A 19418-nucleotide genomic window follows, 5' to 3' on the forward strand; every position below is an offset into this window, starting at 1 on the left:
CTCAAAACTGGCGCGGAGTGTTCGGTCACCCCGTTCCTCTTGGGAGGAGTCCGTCTCATGAAATCCACGCTCGTCCGGCGTGTCGTACCGCTTGCGGTCGCCGCCGTGCTGGTGAGTCCCGTCCCCGCGTTCGCCGACGCGCCACCCGGAGAATGGAGGCACGTCCCGGTCACCGGGCTGGTGGGCCCCGCGCTGTACGGCGTCACCGCGCCGAGCCACGGCAACGCCTGGGCGGTCGGCAGCCAGGCGTCCGGCGGTGAACCGCTCGTCCTGCGCTGGAACGACGGCGCCTGGACGCCCCAGGCCGTCCCCGAGGGAACGGCACCCGAACTGGTGGACGTCGACGCCCGCCACTTCGCCGACGCGTGGGCGGTCGGGCAGGGCGGCGGTGACGCCACGACCAAGTCCCTGCACTGGAACGGACGCGCGTGGACGGCCGTCCCCCACCCCTCGGACACGCCCATGGCGGTGTCCATCGACCGCTGGGGCTCCGCCTGGTCCACCGGATCCGGCGCCGACGGCTCCAAGGTGTTCCGGTATCGCGCCGGGGGGTGGGCCGACCAGGGGTTGACCGTGCCCAGCGGTACCCTGCTGGACGCCATCGCCGCGCGCACGCCGAGGGACGTCTGGGTGGGCGGCACGCCTTCGTCGGGCGGCGAAACGGCCCTGTGGCACTACGACGGCGAGTCGTGGAACCACATGACATTGCCGAGTGAATGGCCCCACTGGATTCTGCAGATCGTCCCGGTGGGCCCGGACGACGTGTGGTTCTACACACTTCCGATGGACCCGCTGTTCTCCGGGCCCCAACTCGTCCACTGGGACGGCAGCACGTTCACCGCGACCAAGACGCCGTCGCCGTACGAACGGGTGGGCACGTTCGCCGACGACGCCGGGTTCCTCGGCGACATCGCGTCCGACGGCCGGGGCGGCATCTGGCTGCAGGACAGCCAGTCCCCGTACTACCGGCACTACGACGGCGCCACGTGGACCAGCGTGCCGCGTCCCCCCGCCCCCGGGTACCCCTACATGTACGACCTCGAGCAGATCGGCAACAGCAGTTCCCTGTGGGGCGTCGGCCTCGGCGCCGGGGACCTGCTCAACATCGACCGCTTCCGCTGACCTGACACCCGGCGCGGTTCCGCGCCGGGTGGTCAGTGGTGGCGGACGGCGTCCGGGAAGTGGGCCGCGAGGAGGTCGGGGGCCTCCTCGCGGCCGTCCAGGACGCGGCTCGTCCGGTTGACGGCCCGCCAGCCGCCGGGCGTGCGGCGCAGGCGCCAGCGGTTGGCGGTGGCGCGGCGCAGGACGAACCCGTCCGGGGAGTTGACGATCATGAGGGTGTAGCCGGCGGCGGTGGCCTCGTCGCCGTCGACGGTGACGTGGGGCGGGCCGGCGAAGTGGGCGCAGCCGCCGGTGATCCAGCGCTGGTGGTGCGCGGAGCGGACCATGGTCTCGATCTCGGCCCGGCCGGTCATCGGGATCTCGTCCACGTCGTAGACGCCGTCCTCGTCCCAGAGGGCGGCGACGTCGCCGGCGCAGCCGCTGTCGACCAGGGGCCCGTAGGACAGGATCAGGCGGGTGACCTCCCGCTCGTCCTCCAGGGCGCGCAGGCGCTCCTCGATGGCGGCCAGGCGGGATTCGGCGGAGGTCACAGCTTCTCCTCGAAGGTCAGCGCGTAGTCGCCCGCCAGGTCGCGGAGCGCGGCGAGCTGCTCGCAGTGGTGGCCGGGCGACGAGGACGCCAGCCGGACGCCCGCGATCGTGGCGCCGGCCTCGCGCAGCCGGGTCAGCGCGGCGCCGGCCGCCGATCCACAGCGGGACCCGGGCGACGTCCTCGATGCCCGCGTCGGGCTCCCAGGCGGCATGGCCGGGCGGCTGCGCCACCACCGGTGTGACCAGACCGACACGCATCGTTGCTCCCCTCTATGGCAGGAAAACGTTCTATCACGTTGCCCGGGAGGCCCAGGACATCGGTTCCGGTGACCTGGACCGTGCTGACCTGGCAAAACTTGCCCTCTTCCCATCTGACCAAGCGGTTGCTAGATTCTCTTAACAAGAATTCATTTCAGTCATGTTCTGGGAGACGCGATGACCGAGGCGATGATGGAGGCGGCTGCTCCGGCCCGCGGCGACTCGCCGCCGTCGATGATCGAGCGGATGACCCTGATCCTCGACGCGTTCAACGGGCCGACCGCCCGGCTGACTCTGGAGGACGTCGCGCGCCGCACCGGGCTGCCCCGGTCCACCGCGCACCGCATCCTGGACCAGCTCGTCCGGCAGGGCTGGCTCGCGCACCACTCGTTCGGCTACGGGCTCGGCCGGCGCGCCCTCGGACTCGGCGGGCAGGACGGCGGGCACGGCAAGATCCGCGAGGCCGCCGCGCCGCTGCTGCACGAGCTGCAGGTCACCACCGGGCTCGTCGCGCACCTGGCCGTGCTGGACGGCCCCGAGGTCCTCTACCTGGACAAGCTCGGCGGGCGGCTCGCCGCGTCCGTCCCGTCGCGGGTCGGCGGACGGGCCCCGGCGCACTGCACCGCGCTCGGCAAGGCGATGCTGGCGTGGCTGGAGCCCGAGCAGGTGGACGCGCTGCTCGGCGCCGGCATCAGCCGGTTCACCAGCCGCACCATCGGCGAGCTGGGCATCCTCCACCAGGAGCTGCACCGGGTCCGGCAGCGCCGCGGCCTCGCGTTCGAACGCGGCGAGTCGTTCCCCGGCATCGCCTGCGTGGCGGTCGCGATCCGCGGCGCCGAGGGGCCGGTCGCCGGGATCTCCCTCGTCGGTGACATCCGCACCCCGCTGGAGAACGTCGCGCCGCTGGTGGTCACCGCCGCCCGCGAGACGTCGCAGATCCTCTTCCCCGGCTCGTCCCCCCGCGGGGAGCGCACCGGCGGACGTGCCCGGCGCGGCACCGCCCGCGCGGGCCGGGAGACGACGTGGTCGCCGGAGACGATGAACCGGCTGCTCGCCGTGGACGGCCGCGGCGACTGGATGTGATCCGGTCGCCCGGCATGGGATCAGCCCCAGCCCCACCGGTCGCCGAGGCCCCACGGGTCCGGGGCGACCGGGGCGTCGGGCTCGCCGACGCCGAACCGGCTGCGGAAGAACACCATCGGACGCCGCCAGGCGCCGTCGCGCGCCTCGTGCCGGTCGACCGCGAGGACCCGCCCGATCACGATCTCGTGGTCGCCGGCCTCGTGGATGTCGTGCACGACGGCGTGGACGGCCAGCAGGACGTCCGGCAGCGCCGGGGTGCCCCACTCGGACGCCTCCCACTCCAGGCCGTCGAACTTGGCGCCCCGGCTCGACCCGAAGCGCTCGCACAGCTCGCGCTGCTCCTCGCCGAGCACGTTCACGCAGAACCGGCCGGCCGCGCGGATCCGCGGCCACGACCGGCCCCGTTTGTCCGCGCAGAACAGGATCAGCGGCGGCTCAAGCGACACCGACGCGAACGACTGGCACGCGAAGCCGACCGGCTCGCCGCCGTCGAGGGCGGTGACCACGGTGACGCCCGTGGCGAACTCCGCCATCGCCTTGCGGAAGTCCGCGGGGTCGGGCGCGGCGGCGTCGGCGGACGTGCGTCCGGTGTCGGCGGTGAGCGCTGGCTCGGCTGGCATCTGTTCACCTCGGGGCTCGGTGCGGGACACAATCCCTGTCATCAATGTCTTACTCAACAAAACGTCCAAGGAACAAAATCCACTAAGTGGCATGGACCCACCGCCGGTCAAGTGGTCCGGTCCGCCCGAAACGTAGGCATGGCCCGGACGGGACGGCGCGCGCCGATCCCGATGAGTGGAAGCGGGCGCCCGACCGGGCGCCCGACCGGGCACCCGGAGCGGGCGGTGAGACGTGCGTCCCGCTGATCGGGATCCACCGGGTGACCTTGCCGCCGCGCGGATTACGTTCCCGTCAAGCCACCGTCGAAGGACTGGGAGATCATGCCCACGGAGCTGACCTACGAGTCGACGCTGCGCGAACTCGCCACCGACCAGGGCGTCCTGCGCTATCACGAGGCCGGCGAGGGGCCGCCCCTGCTGATGCTGCACGGGTCCGGTCCCGGCGTGACCGGGTGGCGGAACTTCCGCGGCAACCTCGCCCGGTTCGCCGAGCACTTCCGGTGCCTGGTCCTGGAGTTCCCCGGATTCGGGGTCAGCGACCCGACCGACGAGCACCCGATGATGGCGGCCGGCGGCGCGATCGTCCGGTTCCTGGACGGGCTGGACCTCGGCCGGGTCGACGTGATCGGCAACTCGATGGGCGGCATCATCGCCGCCCAGACGGCCCTGAGGCACCCGGACCGCGTCCGGCGCCTGGTCACCATCGGCGGGATCGGCCAGAGCATCTTCAGCCCGTCGCCCGGCGAGGGCATCAAGCTGCTGATGGAGTTCACCGACGACCCGACCCGCGAGGGCCTGATCCGGTGGCTGCGCTCGATGGTCTACGACCCGAGGCTGGTCACCGAGGAGATGATCGAGGAGCGCTGGCGGCAGGCCACCGACCCCGACACCCTCGCCAGCGCCCGCCGCATGTACGGGTCGAAGGCGATGGCGGCCCGCGCGAAGGCGATGGCGCGGTCTGACGAGCCGCCGTACTGGTCGATGCTGCACAAGCTCAAGGCCGAGACGCTCATCACCTGGGGACGTGACGACCGGGTCAGCCCCGTCGACATGGTCCTCGTGCCGATGCGCACGATCCCCGACGTCCAGGTGAACATCTTCCCGAACTGCGGGCACTGGGTGATGATCGAGCAGAAGTCCGCCTGGGAGAGCGCCGTGCTGGCGTTCCTGACCCGGAAGGACGACGCGTGAGCGGCACCGAGTGGGACCACGAGTACGACCTGGTGATCGTCGGCAGCGGCGGCGGCGGGATGACCGCCGCGCTGGCCGCGCACGACGCGGGGATGAGCGCGCTCGTCGTCGAGAAGGGCTCGAAGTTCGGCGGTTCCACCAGCCTGTCCGGCGGCGGGATCTGGATCCCGAACAACCCGACGCTCAAGGCGCGCGGCCATGACGACAGCCGCGAGTCGATCCGCCGCTACCTCGACCTGCTCACCCAGGGCCGCGTCGCGGCGGAGCGCCTCGACGCCTATGTCGACAACGGCCCCGCCACGATGGAGCTGATCGGCAAGAGCAAGTGGATGAAGTTCTTCTGGACGAAGGGCTACTCCGACTACCACCCCGAACTTGAGGGCGGCCGTCCGCTCGGCCGGTCCATCGAGGCCAAGCCGTTCGACACCCGCAAGCTCGGCGAGGACGAGAAGTACCAGCGGCCGAACAACATGAAGGGCCCGCTGGGCCTGTGGGTGACGGCCAAGGACTACCACGACCTCGCGATGGCCAAGCGCACCTGGACCGGCCGGCGCGCGTCGCTGGTCGCGGCGTGGCGCGTGTCGTCCAACGTGATCCGCCGCCGCCACATGTCGACGGGCGGGCGGGCGCTCGCCGCCCGGCTGCGGATGGCCCTGAAGGACGCCGAAGTCCCGCTCTGGCTGAAGACCGCGATGACCGAACTCGTCACCGGCGAGGACGGCCGCGTCATCGGGATCGTCGCCGCGCAGCGGGACGGCACGACGATGCGGATCCGCGCCCGCAAGGGCGTCCTCCTGGCGACGGGCGGCTTCGACCACAACCAGGAGATGCGCGACAAGCACCTGCCGGAGGGCGGGCAGGCGGACTTCGCGATGGGCGCCCGCGAGAACACCGGCGACGGCATCCGCGCCGGCGAGGGCCTCGGCGCGGCGCTCGACCTGATGGACGACGCCTGGTGGATGCCCGCCGTCCGGCACCCGGCCGGCGCGACGATCCCGCTGGTGTCCGAGCGCGCCATCCCGCGGCAGGTCATCGTGTCCGGGGACGGGACGCGGTTCACCAACGAGGCGGCCCCGTACGTCAACTTCGTCCACGACCAGCTCGAAGGCGGCCACGTCCCGGCGTGGTTCGTGATGGACGCCAAGGCCCGCGCCCGGTATCCGTTCGCGCAGATCCTGCCGGGCGCCCCGATCCCGAAGGGGTTCTACGAGGCGGGCATCGTGTTCAAGGCTGACACGCTCGCCGGACTGGCCGGCAAGATCGGCGTCCCGGCGGACGCGCTCACCGGGACGGTCGAGACGTTCAACGGGTACGCCCGCGACGGCAAGGACCCCGAGTTCGGCCGCGGCGACTCCGCCTACGACCGCTACTACGGCGACCCGAACCTGAAGAACCCGAACATGGACGTGCTGGACACGGCGCCGTACTACGCGTTCCGGCTGGAGGTCGGCGACCTCGGCACCAAGGGCGGTCTCGTGTCCGACGAGCACGCCCGCGTCCTGCGCGAGGACGGCTCCGTCATCGAGGGCCTGTACGTGACGGGCAACTCGTCGGCGTCGGTGATGGGCAACGAGTACGCGGGGCCGGGCGCCACGATCGGCCCGTCCATGGTGTTCGGCTACATCGCGGCCCGCCACGCCGCGGCGGCCCCGGACGCGAGCGCGGAAACGAGCGCCGACGCGGACGCGAGCGCGGACGGAAACGCCGGCGGGAAGGCCGCGGGACGGTCATGACGGGGCTCAAGGTGCGGGTGGTGGAGGTCGTCCACGAGACGGCCGACGCCCACTCGCTCGTCCTGGAACCCGGTGACGGCGACCGGGACCGGTTCGGCTACCGGCCCGGGCAGTTCCTCACCGTCCGGGTCCCGTCCGGGGACGGCTGGGCGGCGCGCTGCTACTCGCTGTGCAGCTCGCCGGTCACCGACGACCGGCTGAAGGTGACGGTCAAGCGGGTCGGCGGCGGTCTCGGGTCCAACTGGATCTGCGACAACGTCACGGCCGGCGACGTCCTGGAGGTGCTGCGGCCCGCCGGCACGTTCACGCCGTCCTCGCTGGACGACGACCTGCTGCTCGTCGCCGGCGGCAGCGGCATCACCCCGGTCATGTCGATCCTCAAGTCGTGCCTGGCGGGCGGGGACGCGGCGGTCACCCTCCTGTACGCCAACCGGGACGAACGATCGGTGATCTTCGCGGAGGAGCTGCGGGAGCTCACCGAACGGCACCCCGGCCGGCTCACGGTCGTCCACATGCTGGAGTCGGTGCAGGGCCTGCCGACGCCCGCCGCCCTCCGGTCCCTGGCCGCCCCCTACGCCGGGCGGCAGGCGTACGTGTGCGGACCGGAGGTCTTCATGGACCTCGTCACGGACACGTTCACCGGCCTCGGCATGCGGGTCCACGTCGAGCGCTTCTTCTCACTCGACGGCGACCCGTTCGAGGAGCCCGACGCGCCCGAGGAGATCGCCGACGGCGGGGAGGCGGGCGAGATCGAGGTCGAGATGGACGGCGAGACGCAGACGGTGCCCTGGCCGAAGTCCGAACGCCTTCTCGACGCGCTGCTGCGCGCCGGCGTCGACGCCCCGTTCTCCTGCCGGGAGGGCAACTGCTCGGCCTGCGCCTGCATTGCCTTGGAGGGCGAGGTCACCCTGGACGCCAACACGGTCCTCGACGAGCAGGATCTCGCCGACGGACTCATCCTCGCCTGTCAGGCGAGGCCGGTCACCGACCGGCTGAAGATCACATACGACGGCTGACGACATCACGGGAGACAGGCGATGGCGAACCGCGTGCTTGACACGATCATGGAACGGGCGGACCAGATCCGCGAACTCGGCCCCGCCAACGAAGCCCTCGGCAGGCTCGACGACAAGGCCGCGACGATACTGCGCGACGCCGGGGTGATCCGGCTGCTGCAGCCGGAGGCGCACGGCGGCCTGGAGGTGCACCCCCGGGAGTTCGCCGAGACGGTGATGGGCATCGCCGCGCTCGACGGCTCCACCGGCTGGATCGCCGGCATCGTCGGCGTCCACCCGTGGGAGATGGCCTACGCCGACCCGAAGGTCCGCGAGGAGATCTGGGGCGAGGACCCCGACACCTGGATCGCGTCCCCGTACGCGCCCATGGGCATCGCCCGCCCCGTGGACGGCGGCTACGTCTTCAACGGCCGCTGGCAGTTCTCCTCCGGCACCGACCACTGCGACTGGATCTTCCTCGGCGGGATGCTCGGCGACGAGGAGGGCAAGATGGCGCTGCCGCCGCGGTCGCTGCACCTCATCCTGCCCCGCTCCGACTACCAGATCGTCGAGGACTCCTGGGACGTCGCCGGGCTGAAGGGCACCGGCAGCAAGGACATCATCGTCAAGGACGCGTTCGTCCCCGCCTACCGGACGCTGGAGTACTCGAAGGTCGTGGACGGGTCCGCGCCCCGCGAGGCCGGCCTGACCAACCCGTCCTACCTGATGCCGTTCTCCTGCGTGTTCCCGCTCGGGATCACCTCCGCGGTGATCGGCATCGCCGAGGGCGCCCTGCACCACCACCTGGCCTACCAGCGCAACCGCGTCCAGATCACCGGCACGAAGATCAAGGACGACCCGTACGTGCTGTACGCGATCAGCGAGGCGGCCGAGGAGATCAAGGCGTCCCGCACGGCGCTGCTGGACAACTGCTCCCGCATGTACGACATGGTCGCCGCCGGGCAGGTCCCGACGTTCGCCGAGCGCGCCGCCGGCCGCCGCACCCAGGTCCGCGCGGCATGGCGGGCGGTGCAGGCGATGAACGAGATCGTCGTCCGGTCCGGCGGGAACGCGATGCGGACCGACAACCCGATCCAGCGGTTCTGGCGGGACGCGCACGTCGGACTGGCCCACGCGATCCACGTCCCCGGCTCCGTCTACCACGTCTCCGCCCTGACGGACCTGGACATCGAACCCCCCCAGGGCCCGATGCGCTCCATGATCTGAAGGACGAGCTCGGCTCGACGGCATACGAAGGGATTACGACAGTGACGCAGATCCGAGGGCTGGGATATCTGAAGGTCCAGACCCGGCACATCGACCGCTGGCGCGAGTTCGCCCTCGACGGGCTCGGGTTCGCCGAGGGCGGCGGCCCCGACCCGGACGGCCTCTACCTGCGCATGGACGAGCGCCGGTCGCGGCTGCAGGTGCTGCCCGGCGACTCCGACCGGGTGCTGGCCGTGGGCTGGGAGGTCCGCGACCAGTTCGCGCTGGCCGCCGTCCGCGAGGCCGTCGAGAAGTCCGGGACGGCCGTGACGGCGCTGACGCGCAAGGAGGCCGCGGAGCGCGACGCCGAGGAGGTCATCGCGTTCACCGACCCCGGCGGCACCCCCGTCGAGGTGTTCTTCGGCCCGGTGCTCGACCACGGCCCCGTCCGCACCGGTTTCGCGCAGAAGTTCGTGACCGGCGCGATGGGCATGGGGCACGTGGTGCTGCCCACCCCGAACTTCGCCGAGACCGTCACGTTCTACAACGAGGTCCTCGGGTTCCTGCCGCGCGGCGCGATGAAGGTCGGCGGCGGCGCGGTGCGGATCCGTTTCATGGGCGTCAATCAGCGCCACCACAGTCTCGCGATCTGCCCGGCCCCGCACGACGGCGACCCGGGCCTCGTCCACCTGATGGTGGAGGTCGACTCCCTCGACGCCGTCGGCATCGCTCTGGACACCGTCAAGGAGAAGGGCTTCTCGATCTCCTCGACGCTCGGCCGGCACACCAACGACAAGATGGTGTCGTTCTACGTCCGGGCGCCCGGCGGCTGGGACGTCGAGTACGGCTGCGAGGGCCTGCTCGTGGACGAGACGTACTACACCGCCGAGGAGATCACCAAGGACAGCTACTGGGGCCACGACTGGTCGGGCTCCGAGCCGCTGGCCGCGTTCACCCCTCCCGGGAAGTGATCCCTTGCCTCAACGTTCTCCGGTCGAACCGGTCGCGCTGCGCGACATCGGCGAGTTCGACCACGAATGCGATGTGCTCGTCGTCGGCTTCGGCTGCGCGGGCGCGGCGGCGGCGTACGAGGCCGCCCGCGCCGGGGCGGACGTCCTGGTGCTGGAGCGGGCGAGCGGCCCCGGCGGCTCGTCCGCGCAGTCCGGCGGTGAGCTGTACCTCGGCGGCGGTACCGAGGTGCAGAAGGCGTGCGGGTTCGACGACGACCCCGACAACATGTACGCCTACCTGGAGGCGGCGCTCGGCCCCAACGCCGACACCGGGAAGCTCCGGCTGTACTGCGACGGAAGCGTCGAGCACTTCGAGTGGTTCCGCGAGTGCGGCGTCACGTTCAACCCCAGCCTCTACCCGGCGCCCGTGTGGATGCCGTTCTCCGAGGACGGGCTGATGTGGCTGGGCGAGAACTCCTGGCCGTACAACACCGTGGCCCGTCCCGTCCCGCGCGGGCACCGTCCGGCGGCGAGCGGGTTCGGCGGCAAGGTCCTGATGGACAAGCTGACCGCCGCCGCGACCGGGGCCGGAGCCGCCGCGCACGTCGACACCGTCGCCGCGAACCTCGTCCTGGACGAGGACGGCCGCGTCGCCGGCGTGGTGGCGCGCAAGTACGGCGGGCAGGTCACCTACCGCGCCCGCACGGCGGTGGTCCTCACGACCGGCGGGTTCGTCGACAACGAGGAGATGCTGGCCGACCACGCGCCGGTGCTGCTCGGCCACGACAAGGTCAGCGACGGCCTCGACGACGGCTCCGGCATCCGGATGGCGAGCGCGATCGGCGCCGCCACCCGCCGGATGGGCGTGGTCGAGATCGCGCTCACCGCGCTGCCGGCGATGGTGTGCCGCGGGATGCTGGTGGACGGGCTGGGCCGCCGCTTCATCAACGAGGACGTCTACCCGGGCCACTTCAGCGTCCACGCCATCCGGAACCAGCCCGGCCCCTACTGGACGATCATCGACGAGGAGGGGTACGAGTCCGTCCCCGAGGCCGACCGGTGGGGGGTGCTCCCCAAGTACGCCACCGAGACGCTGGCCGAACTGGAGGAGTCGCTGGGCATGCCCGCCGGGTCCCTGGAGAACACGGTCGAGACGTACAACCGGCACGCCGAGAAGGGCGAGGACCCCTACTTCCACAAGGACCCGAAGTGGCTGCGTCCGCTGAAGTCCCCGTTCGCGGCGATCGACCCCGGCGCGGGGTTCTTCGGCTCCGGCGGCACCGGCAAGGGCACCGGCGCGGGCGGGTTCACCCTCGGCGGGCTGCACACGACCGCCGACGGCGAGGTCCTGAACAACTCGGGTGTCCCGGTGCCCGGCCTGTACGCGGCCGGCCGTGCCGCCGCCGGCATGCACGGCGAGGGCTACATCAGCGGGACGTCCCTCGGCGACGGCACGTTCTTCGGCCGCCGCGCCGGACGCGCCGCCGCCGCACTCAAGAAGGGCTCTGCATGAAGTACGCCGTCCTGCTCCCCGTGGCGGCGGGCGTCACCGCCGATCCCGCGTGGATCGGCGCGTACGTCCAGCACGCCGAGGCCTGCGGGTTCGACCAGGGCTGGATGAACCGGCCCCACCGCGCCTAGGGAGTGCCATGCCCGCGCTGCACGACGACCGTCCCGCCCGCGAGGTCACGTTCGCCGAACTCGTCGCGGCCCGCGCGGACGACGACCGGACGGCCCTGAACTTCGAGGACGCGTCCTGGACGTGGCGCGAGGTCGTCACCGAGGCCCGCCGCCGCGCGACCCTGGCCCGCGCCGCGGACGGCCACGTCGGCCTGTTCCTGGAGAACGGCCCCGAGCATCTGTTCTGGCTGCTGGGCTCGGCGCTGACCGGCGTCCCGGTCGTCGAGTTGAACCCGACCCGGCGCGGCGCCGAACTGGCCCGCGACATCACCCACACCGACTGCGCGCTCCTGGTCACCGAGGCGTCCCGCGCATCGCAGCTCGACGGCCTGGTGGACGTCCCGGCGCTGACGGTCGACACCGCCGCCTACACCGACCACCTGGCAACGACCCGGCCGGCGGACGTTACCCAGGTCAGCCCCCGGACGATCTTCTCTCTGGTCTTCACCTCGGGGACGACATCGGCCCCCAAGGCGGTGATCTGCACCCAGGGCAGGCTCGGCCGGATCGCCGTCCAGCAACGCGACCGCCGCGCCCTGACCTGCGACGACGTGTTCTACGTCGTCATGCCGATGTTCCACTCGAACGCCCTGATGGCCGGGATCGCCCCAGCCGTCGCGACGGGCGGCCGCATCGTCCTGCGCGGCAGGTTCTCCGCCTCCGGCTTCCTCCCGGACGTCCGCCGCCACGGCGTGACGTTCTTCAACTACGTCGGCAAGCCGCTGAGCTACATCCTGGCCACCCCGGAGAAACCGGACGACGCCGACAACCCGCTCCGCATCGCGTTCGGCAACGAGGCCGCCGAACGTGACATCCACGAGTTCGCCCGCCGTTTCGGCTGCACCGTCATCGACTCCTACGGCTCCAGCGAGGGCGAGATCCGCCTCAACCGCGTCCCGGGCACACCCCCGGGCTCCCTGGGCGTCGCCGAACCCGGCACCCTGGTCATCGACCCGGCCACCCTCCGCGAATGCCCACCCGCCAAGTTCGACGAACACGGCGCACTTCTCAACGCGGAAGAAGCGATCGGCGAAATAGTCGACACCATGGGCGCCGCCAAGTTCGAGGGCTACTACAACAACCCCGAGGCCACGGCGAAACGCGTCCGCAACGGCTGGACGTGGTCGGGCGACCTCGCCTACCGCGACGCAGACGGCTACTGGTACTTCGCAGGCCGCGACGACGACTGGCTGAGAGTGGACGGCGAGAACATCGCCGCGGCCCCCGTAGAACGGCTCCTCGCCCGCTACGAACCCTTCTCGGACGTGGCGGTCTACGCCGTCCCGGACGACCACGTAGGCGATCAGGTAATGGCAGCCGTGATCCTGGCCCCAGACCAAGCCTTCGACCCGGCGTCCTTCACCGCGTTCCTGGCCGCCCAACCAGACCTGGGCACCAAGTGGACGCCCCGCTACATCCGCGTAGTGAAGGAGTTGCCCCGCACCCCCACCAACAAGGTGCTTAAGCGCTCCCTACGCGCCGAAGCCCGCAACACCACAGACGCCCTCTACGAGCACCACAACGGCACCTACGAACTCCGGACGCCCTAGCCGACCTGGCGCTCGTACTCGTCCCACAGGCCGAGCGACTCGATCAGCACGTCTTCGAGCTGTACGGCCGCCGCCCGGTACGCCTCGGCCCGCCCGGCGCACAGGCCCGCGTCCCATATCCGGCCGCGCCGCCGCCAGACCCGCGACCGCGCCGCCTCCATCTTCGCGAGCGTCCGCCACGCCCGCGCCTCGCCGGGGGAACATCTCGAACGCCCTGCGCGCCTCCGGTCCGACGGCGGCGAAGAGGAACACCGCCTCCGGATGCTCCGCTGGACGGCCCGCCCCGCGATGCCGTCGAGCCGCCCATGCAGCGCGCAGAGCACGCAAAGCGGTCATCGGACGACCTCGAACCACACGGTGTGGCGTCCGTCCTCGCCGCACAGGGTGCCCCAGCGTCCGGCCAACTCCTGCACCAGGAAGAGCCCGCGCCCGGATTCGTCCCAGGCTGAGCCCTGCGCGGGGATCATCGGACGGCCCCGTGCGCCGCCGTCGTCCTGAATCTCCACCCGGAGTCGTTCCGCCGCCACCAGCACGGTGACGCACACCCCGCCGCCGGGCCTGCCGCTGGCGCTGTGCCGGACGGCGTTGGTGGCGATCTCGCAGACCATCAGGTCCACGTCGTCGAGGTCGAAGCCGCCCGCGCATCCGCACAGCGCCTTCCGGACCCGCGCGCGAACCTCCCGGACGTCGAGGACACCGGGCGAGCACATGCGCTCGGTGCGTCCCGCTTCCCAGACGATCACCGCGCCACCCCGGCGATCAGCTCGGCCGCGACCCGCTCCGCCCCGGCCGGTGTCCGGTGAACGGCGTCCCACAGGTAGGACCACCCGCCACCGTCCTGGACGACGAGCACCGCCAACGACCGCCGCCGCGACAGAACCGGCACCGCCAGAACCGGCTCCGCCCGCCCGTCCAGATACAACACGGACCCCCGCCTGAGGCTCCGCAGGCTCATCATCAGCCTGACCAGCAACTCCAGCCGCTGAGCCGTCGTCGGCGCCACCGGCATCCACTCCTGGTGCCCACCATGAGGCGAGCACTTGGGTAGGTTCGACATAGGTCCGACTCCTTTGCAGTCGGGTCAAGGCCCCGGGCCGGTGGTGCAAGCACCGCCCCGGGGCCGCGTCCGGGTGGCTGAGAGGCACCGGCTGCGCCCGAAGCCGTCAACGGAAGGGAGTTGAAGTGGCACCGACGGTGCGTCTTCGACGCCTCGCGGCCGAGCTTCGCCAGCTACGCAAGATCGCCGAACTCACCCGCGAGCAGGTGAACGAGCAGACCGGCATCAACGTGGCCACGCTCTACCGGATCGAGACCGCCCGCGTCCGCCCCCAAGCACGGACCTTGACGAGCCTCTTGGACGCGTACCGGGTGACCGAGCCGAAGCGCTCCGAACTGAGGACCCTGCTCAAGCAGGCGGCGACGCGCGGCTGGCTGCACACCATCGCCTCAGACCTCCCAGAACGCTACGCCTCCTACATCGAGTTCGAGTCCGAAGCCCGCGAGGTGCTGAACTACGAGTGCCTGTTCATCCCTGGCCTCCTCCAAACCGAACGCTACGCACGAGCGGCGGTCACCAGCACTCTTCCGGAGTCCTCCCGAGAGGACGTCGAGAGCCGTGTCGAGACGAGAATGCGGAGGCAGGCAGCGCTCACCAAAGAGCAGCCGCTGAAGCTGTGGGCGATCGTGGACGAGGCGGCGATCCGTCGTGTCGTGGGCGGACGTGAGGTTATGCGAGAGCAGCTCAATCACCTGCTGGAGATCACTGAACTTCCCAACGTGCATCTCCAAGTGATCCCTTTCGACGCGGGCGGCCATCCAGGTATGACCGGTTCCTTTGTCGTCATGCACTTCGGTGAGGCGGTCGGTCCGGACATCGTGTACATCGAGAGTCACGCGGGGGATATTTTTCTGGAGGAGGAAGCGGACGTCGCCCGATATAACGTGGCAAGTACGCATCTTCGCGCCGGAGCGCTCAGCCCCAAGGCGTCCGCCTCGCTGGTCGCCGCGGCTGCGGAAGCTCTGTAACCAGGCAAGGAGCATGATGAGCATGGCGCACGGCACAGCGTTGCCCAGGTGGAGAAAGAGCAGTCGGAGCGGCGGCAACGGCAACTGCGTCGAGGTCGCCGACATTCGATCGGGCATTGGCGTGAGGGACAGCAAGGCCCCAGAGGTAGGCCACCTGGCTGTCACCCGTGAGGCGTGGACCACCTTCGTCGCCGAGGTGGAGGCTGGTCGTTACGACCGGTAGGCGCCAACGGCCGATCGCGAGGAGAGGCGCCGCGCCAAACTCACCGCAGCCGGGAGGTTCAGATCAATCGGCCAGGTGGGCCGGGTCGGGGATGTGCGCGACGGCGATGCGGGGGGCCAGGGCGCTGGATGAATCTCGCCGACAAGTACAGTCGCGGCATCAACCCTCTCGTGCAACTGCTGGACCTTGAGGGGGCTACAATCGACGCCCATGTTGCGCAGCTGGGAATAGCGATTGAAGCAATCGGCTATCAGGCGCTCATCGACTCTGGAATGATAGAAAGAGACGCAAACAGGAAAAGTGTCAAGGAACGCATCGATCATCTTCTTCTTGAGGTTGCCGGCGCGCTCGACTTCGACCACGCAACCTTCGTGCAAAACTTTGCCGACACCTACAACTCGGTCAAGCATGCAAATCGGGATATCGTGGGGCCGGAGGTGAAGGTTGAGAACTATCGCAAGGGTGTAACGCTGCTCCGGGCCTGGGTTGCAGTGCGACTCGGTGTCAAGAAGTCAGTATTGGTGACCCGGTTCTAGGTCAAGTGCATGCCCGTTGTGCCTCCTCGGTCAAGTGAGGTAAATCTCGGCCAGGGGATTTAGGCATTCGCTGATCACGCAGCGACCAGAGCGGCCGAGCGTGGACGTCCTTAAGGACCTCGGCGGCCTCGAACGGCAGGGCGTCGGCATAAATGTGAACAGGCCAAGGTCACTTCAGCGTCGGGCTCGGATTAGTCCTGCTCTGGATGGACGGGTCCGTGGCAATCATGACGGACGGCCGGGACTCTACCCGGCCGTCTTCCTTGAAGACGATCGATACCCCTCCCGCAGTCGCGAATGAAACATCGCCGTCCACGATGAATTCACGAGCGTCTATATTGAAAACGTAGAACTCATCGTTCTCTACGATCATGCGATCGTCCAGGCAGAAGGTGCCATTTGTCCATCCGGGCTCGAAGTGCTGCCGTACGATCTCCCGGGCTTGTTCGTAAGTTACTGGCATGTCTCCTCCAAGGAAATATGGTTGATCAGGGCTCTAGGAAACGTTCAATCGCCCTGTCGGTCGGCGTCGGACGGTTGTCGACCCTAAGATAGTGCGTGTTCCGGCCCAAGGTGAAATAGTTAGCGGCATCGGTCACCGAAGGTGTCGGTTGACCGTCGACGAAACGAACTTTTCCCCCAACGTTCTCTGCGTTGAACACATGTGCGCCACCGTGGTTCCACGCAATGTACACAATGCCGCGCGATCCTGGCTCTTTGAGTGCATCCTCAATCTGGTCCTTCGTGCCAGGAGTGAACTTACCACCCCAGACCTGTTCGATATCGCGCAAAGGTCGACCTCCTGGACCGCCTTCGTCTTTTCGTAGAGGTCGTTCCAATGGGCCGGCTTCCACCTCGGAACCTCGCCGCCGCAACTCGTTCGCCTGCACGACACCGGTACAGTTTTCGGAATAGGCGGACTTGGTTGGCTGGAATTTAGGGTTTACTAAATTCAAAGTCTCGTTGATTTCGATATTTATCTTCTTCTCGGCAGCTTCGGCGAGTTCTCGTCCGGTAGCGCGTTGAGAGGCGATCTCGCTTACGCCCTCACGGGCATCGTCCCTCCCTGTTTCTTCGTCAGTTCTGCCGGTGGCCTGGTCGGTGCTTTCAGGGCTGTCGCCGTAGGCTTCTCCCGTTGGTTCCGGTGAGGGCAGGAAGTTGTCGGTGATCCGGTGGTTGCCTGGTTCGCCGTCTCGAATGTCGCCGTCGCGGGTGTCGGGCTGCTCATCATGCAGATCCGGTCGTCGTTCCTCGCCGCGGCCAGGTTCTCTTGCGTCGCGCTCCTGGTCGGTGCCGTCGGCGAGAGGGGTGGGCTGCTCGGCTGGCTCGGGACCGGGTTGAGCAGCGTCGTTGTCGAGCCCGTCTGTGATCTGTGCGCCCTGTTCAGCGGTTCGCGGTGGGTCAGTGGTGCGCTTTTGGGGATCCAACTCGCCCGTTGTGCCTGAACGGGCTTCTTGTGGGCCGGCGGGCTGGCCGGTGGTTTCAATCGTCGGCTGGGGGGCGTGGTCAGGGACGGGTGGCGCCTCGGAGATGTCGGGCTTGGGTCCGTCCTCGGTCTTGGCATCGTCTGTCGGTGCGTCCGCGTCCTGGCCCTCTCCGCCGCCTTCGGCGTTGCCTGCCGGCTCCGCTTTCCCATCGTCGTTCTCGCGCTGCGGTGTGGCGGACTCGTTGACGCGCTGCTCAGTGGGACGGCTGCCGGTGTCGCTGCGCCCATTCCACTGTGCGGCGGCGGCCTGTTGTTGTTCGCGTGCGCGGGCGAGGCTTTCCAGGCGGGATGGCTGGCCGGGGGAGCCGGGGCTGTCAGGGGGCGGCGTCCACTGTCCTTCAAGCGAGGCGGGCCTGTCGGCGGTGTCGGTGCGGGTGTCGGCTCGGGGTTCGGTGGGTTGGGCTTGGGGCCGGTCGCGGTTGCGGTCGCCGGGTGTAGCGGTGTCGGTCTCGCGGCTGCCGCTGGTGCCCTGGTCTTGGATGCGTGGGTCGTCCTCGCGCTGGTCTTCGTCCTGGCGCTGCTGCTTGTCCTTGGCTCCGGGCCTACCGGATGCCTCTGCATTCTCGGCGGCGCGGCCGGGCTGTTCCGAGGTGGTTTCGTCGTCGCGTTGTTCGCGCGGTGAGCTGCCGGTGTCCTTTTCCTGGGCCTGCTGCGCTCTGGCTTCTTGCTGCTCGCGGGCGCGGCGGAGGCTTTCCAGGCGGGACGGCTGGCCGGGGGAGCCGGGGTTGTCGGGCGGTGGGGCGGAGGGGCGCTCCTGCGAGGTGGGCTTGTCGGACGTCTCCGTGCGTGTGTCGGTCTTGGTGGTATCTTCAACGCCCACGCCCGCGTCCCTTTCCTCGGGGGAGGCGGACCGTCCATCAGGGCAGTGGGGTGCGGACGGCTCGCCGGGGTGTGCCTTGACGCGCGGGGCTGACGCCAAGACCACACCGGCCCCCATGAAATCGCGCACGTCCGAACTTTGCACGTACACACCCAAGGAACGCGGCGCTGTTCATACGACTTCGTCCGCGCTGAGGCCGTCACACCATGACTTCGTCTCATCGAGACCCTTGATTCAGCACGAGCAGCGGTTTGACAACTCGCAATTCAAGGAAAACGAAGATGTCCCAATTGTCGGATCTTATGCACCGCGGCGGTTCCGGCGGCGTGCGGCCGACCAGTGGCAACCTTTCCCCTGACCGGGGATGCTGCGCCCAACCGGGAAAAGTCGAGCTTGACGACCAACTGCGTATCGGCGCCCCCTGGCCTGCGACTGCGACACCTGACCGATGGCTCCGCCCACGTTGGCCCGGGTACATGGCGGCCGCCCTCCAGGGCGCCAGCGTCCTTGAACCACTCCAGCCCGCCTGGCCGATATCCCCTCGCTCGCGGACCTTCGTTCACGGTGCCAGGCCGCAGTGCCGCGGCCAGACACACGCGCGGATCCGGCGCATGCGATGACCCGGCCGACTTCCACAGCGATCACACCGTCCCGCTCGACCGCCGTTGTTCAGGTCAGGTACGTCATCTACGGGCGACGCGGCCGCATGGTCGAGATGCGCGCCACCGCCCGCCTCCGCGGCGGTCACGGTTTCAGTGTCGGGTTCGGATTCGGCCTCCTCCGGATGGAGGGGTCTACGGCGATCACAGAGGATGGTCGCGATGCCACCTTGCAGTCTTCCTTGAACACGATGGACACCCCACCCAAAATCGCGTACGAATCGTCACCGTCCAGGATGAATTCGCGTGCTCCAATGTTGAAAACATAGAACTCGTCGTTTTCGACGATCATGCGGTCATCCAGGCAGAATGTGCCATGGGTCCATCCCGGCTCGAAATGCTTACGGACGATCTCGCGTGCCTGCTCGTAGGTCACTGCCATGTTGTTTCCTCCAAATGGAATCAGGCTCTCAAGGCTCAAGGAAACGTTCGGGAAGATCCACCCTAAGATAGCCTGTTTCGCGTCCCGCGATGAAATAATGAGAAGCATCCCGCAGAGAAGGCGTTGGCTGTCCGTCAAGGTGCTCAGCCTGGATCCACGGCGTGATTTCCGGTGATCCATGTTGGTTCCGATCTCGTCATGAGAGCCGGTCTGCTTGGCAGAGCGGCATTTCGGGGCGTGCGGGGTCTGCCACGCGCAGGTCCGTGGCCTGTCCGGGGGTGCGGATCGGGGGTGGGATGCGCCGGCGGGCGCGGTGACTGTGATGGTCGTCGGGAACGGTGACCGGGTCGGGGCGGGTCAGGCCACTGT

General features: G+C 69.3%; 22 protein-coding genes. 13 read left to right on the forward strand and 9 right to left on the reverse strand.

Annotated elements, in window-relative coordinates:
• Positions 1-57: 57 nt before the first annotated feature.
• Positions 58-1122, forward strand: coding sequence for a hypothetical protein (locus ACGFK0_RS25155; RefSeq protein ID WP_392908785.1), 1065 nt, complete (start codon positions 58-60; stop codon positions 1120-1122).
• 32 nt (positions 1123-1154) lie between these two features.
• On the opposite strand, the gene ACGFK0_RS25160 is transcribed toward ACGFK0_RS25155, so the two are convergent.
• Positions 1155-1652 carry a nuclear transport factor 2 family protein gene (locus ACGFK0_RS25160; protein ID WP_392908787.1) on the reverse strand — a complete coding sequence of 166 codons (498 nt, stop codon included), beginning with the start codon at positions 1650-1652 and terminating at the stop codon, positions 1155-1157.
• Positions 1649-1864 carry a hypothetical protein gene (locus ACGFK0_RS25165; RefSeq protein ID WP_392908789.1) on the reverse strand — a complete coding sequence of 72 codons (216 nt, stop codon included), beginning with the start codon at positions 1862-1864 and terminating at the stop codon, positions 1649-1651. Before ACGFK0_RS25165 ends, ACGFK0_RS25160 begins: the two co-directional genes overlap by 4 nt.
• A 223-nt stretch (positions 1865-2087) precedes the next feature.
• On the opposite strand from ACGFK0_RS25165, the gene ACGFK0_RS25170 reads away from it, so the two are divergent.
• Positions 2088-2993 carry an IclR family transcriptional regulator gene (locus tag ACGFK0_RS25170; protein ID WP_392908791.1) on the forward strand — a complete coding sequence of 302 codons (906 nt, stop codon included), beginning with the start codon at positions 2088-2090 and terminating at the stop codon, positions 2991-2993.
• A 20-nt stretch (positions 2994-3013) separates the two neighbouring features.
• Here ACGFK0_RS25170 and ACGFK0_RS25175 read toward each other — a convergent pair whose 3' ends face one another.
• On the reverse strand, positions 3014-3613 hold the full coding sequence (locus tag ACGFK0_RS25175) for a flavin reductase family protein (RefSeq protein WP_392908793.1): 600 nt from the start codon (positions 3611-3613) through the stop codon (positions 3014-3016).
• 321 nt (positions 3614-3934) lie between these two features.
• Between ACGFK0_RS25175 and ACGFK0_RS25180 the strand changes: the two genes are divergently transcribed.
• From ACGFK0_RS25180 to ACGFK0_RS25215, 8 genes are read left to right on the forward strand one after another with little or no spacing between them, the layout of a single operon-like run.
• Positions 3935-4804, forward strand: a complete 870-nt coding sequence (locus ACGFK0_RS25180; RefSeq protein WP_392908795.1) for an alpha/beta fold hydrolase — start codon at positions 3935-3937, stop codon at positions 4802-4804.
• Positions 4801-6537, forward strand: a complete 1737-nt coding sequence (locus ACGFK0_RS25185) for an FAD-binding protein (RefSeq protein WP_392908797.1) — start codon at positions 4801-4803, stop codon at positions 6535-6537. Before ACGFK0_RS25180 ends, ACGFK0_RS25185 begins: the two co-directional genes overlap by 4 nt.
• Positions 6534-7553, forward strand: a complete 1020-nt coding sequence (locus tag ACGFK0_RS25190; protein WP_392908799.1) for a 2Fe-2S iron-sulfur cluster-binding protein — start codon at positions 6534-6536, stop codon at positions 7551-7553. The genes ACGFK0_RS25185 and ACGFK0_RS25190 overlap by 4 nt, the downstream gene beginning before the upstream one ends.
• A gap of 21 nt (positions 7554-7574) precedes the next feature.
• Positions 7575-8759, forward strand: coding sequence for an acyl-CoA dehydrogenase family protein (locus ACGFK0_RS25195; RefSeq protein WP_392908801.1), 1185 nt, complete (start codon positions 7575-7577; stop codon positions 8757-8759).
• A gap of 41 nt (positions 8760-8800) precedes the next feature.
• A complete protein-coding gene (locus ACGFK0_RS25200; protein WP_392908804.1) occupies positions 8801-9709 on the forward strand; it encodes a VOC family protein in 909 nt (302 codons plus the stop codon).
• Positions 9710-9713: 4 nt separating this feature from the next.
• A complete protein-coding gene (locus ACGFK0_RS25205) occupies positions 9714-11201 on the forward strand; it encodes an FAD-dependent oxidoreductase (RefSeq protein WP_392908806.1) in 1488 nt (495 codons plus the stop codon).
• Entirely contained in the window at positions 11198-11329 is a 132-nt protein-coding gene (locus ACGFK0_RS25210; protein ID WP_392908808.1) for a hypothetical protein, read from the forward strand. Before ACGFK0_RS25205 ends, ACGFK0_RS25210 begins: the two co-directional genes overlap by 4 nt.
• Positions 11330-11337: 8 nt before the next feature.
• Positions 11338-12918 (forward strand): AMP-binding protein, encoded by a 1581-nt coding sequence (locus ACGFK0_RS25215; RefSeq protein ID WP_392908810.1) that lies wholly within the window; start codon positions 11338-11340, stop codon positions 12916-12918.
• On the opposite strand, the gene ACGFK0_RS25220 is transcribed toward ACGFK0_RS25215, so the two are convergent.
• The 3 genes from ACGFK0_RS25220 to ACGFK0_RS25230 all read right to left on the reverse strand — a co-directional run bounded on the left by ACGFK0_RS25220 (position 12915) and on the right by ACGFK0_RS25230 (position 13975).
• Complete coding sequence (locus tag ACGFK0_RS25220; protein WP_392908812.1) at positions 12915-13079, reverse strand: hypothetical protein; 165 nt, start codon at positions 13077-13079, stop codon at positions 12915-12917. The genes ACGFK0_RS25215 and ACGFK0_RS25220 overlap by 4 nt on opposite strands.
• A gap of 171 nt (positions 13080-13250) precedes the next feature.
• Positions 13251-13661 (reverse strand): ATP-binding protein, encoded by a 411-nt coding sequence (locus ACGFK0_RS25225; RefSeq protein ID WP_392908814.1) that lies wholly within the window; start codon positions 13659-13661, stop codon positions 13251-13253.
• The gene (locus ACGFK0_RS25230) at positions 13658-13975 is read right to left on the reverse strand and encodes a hypothetical protein (RefSeq protein WP_392908816.1); all 318 of its coding nucleotides are present in this window, start codon (positions 13973-13975) and stop codon (positions 13658-13660) included. The genes ACGFK0_RS25225 and ACGFK0_RS25230 overlap by 4 nt, the downstream gene beginning before the upstream one ends.
• A gap of 125 nt (positions 13976-14100) precedes the next feature.
• Here ACGFK0_RS25230 and ACGFK0_RS25235 point away from each other — a divergent pair, with 125 nt between their 5' ends.
• From ACGFK0_RS25235 to ACGFK0_RS25245, 3 genes are all read left to right on the forward strand, one after another.
• On the forward strand, positions 14101-14943 hold the full coding sequence (locus tag ACGFK0_RS25235) for a helix-turn-helix domain-containing protein (protein WP_392908818.1): 843 nt from the start codon (positions 14101-14103) through the stop codon (positions 14941-14943).
• Positions 14944-14965: 22 nt separating this feature from the next.
• Positions 14966-15166, forward strand: coding sequence for a DUF397 domain-containing protein (locus ACGFK0_RS25240; RefSeq protein ID WP_392908820.1), 201 nt, complete (start codon positions 14966-14968; stop codon positions 15164-15166).
• 128 nt (positions 15167-15294) lie between these two features.
• On the forward strand, positions 15295-15702 hold the full coding sequence (locus ACGFK0_RS25245) for a HEPN domain-containing protein (protein ID WP_392908823.1): 408 nt from the start codon (positions 15295-15297) through the stop codon (positions 15700-15702).
• A gap of 169 nt (positions 15703-15871) precedes the next feature.
• Here the strand turns inward: ACGFK0_RS25245 and ACGFK0_RS25250 are convergent, their stop codons facing one another.
• The 3 genes from ACGFK0_RS25250 to ACGFK0_RS25260 form a co-directional block, all read right to left on the reverse strand.
• Positions 15872-16165 (reverse strand): hypothetical protein, encoded by a 294-nt coding sequence (locus ACGFK0_RS25250; protein ID WP_392908825.1) that lies wholly within the window; start codon positions 16163-16165, stop codon positions 15872-15874.
• A 25-nt stretch (positions 16166-16190) separates the two neighbouring features.
• Complete coding sequence (locus ACGFK0_RS25255) at positions 16191-18008, reverse strand: toxin glutamine deamidase domain-containing protein (RefSeq protein WP_392908827.1); 1818 nt, start codon at positions 18006-18008, stop codon at positions 16191-16193.
• Between the two features lie 744 nt (positions 18009-18752).
• Positions 18753-19049: a hypothetical protein gene (locus ACGFK0_RS25260; RefSeq protein ID WP_392908829.1), complete on the reverse strand. Its 297-nt coding sequence runs from the start codon at positions 19047-19049 to the stop codon at positions 18753-18755.
• Positions 19050-19418: the final 369 nt, after the last annotated feature.

Source organism: Spirillospora sp. NPDC048823, from assembly GCF_043198445.1.
In the GTDB taxonomy this organism is placed as follows: domain Bacteria; phylum Actinomycetota; class Actinomycetes; order Streptosporangiales; family Streptosporangiaceae; genus Spirillospora.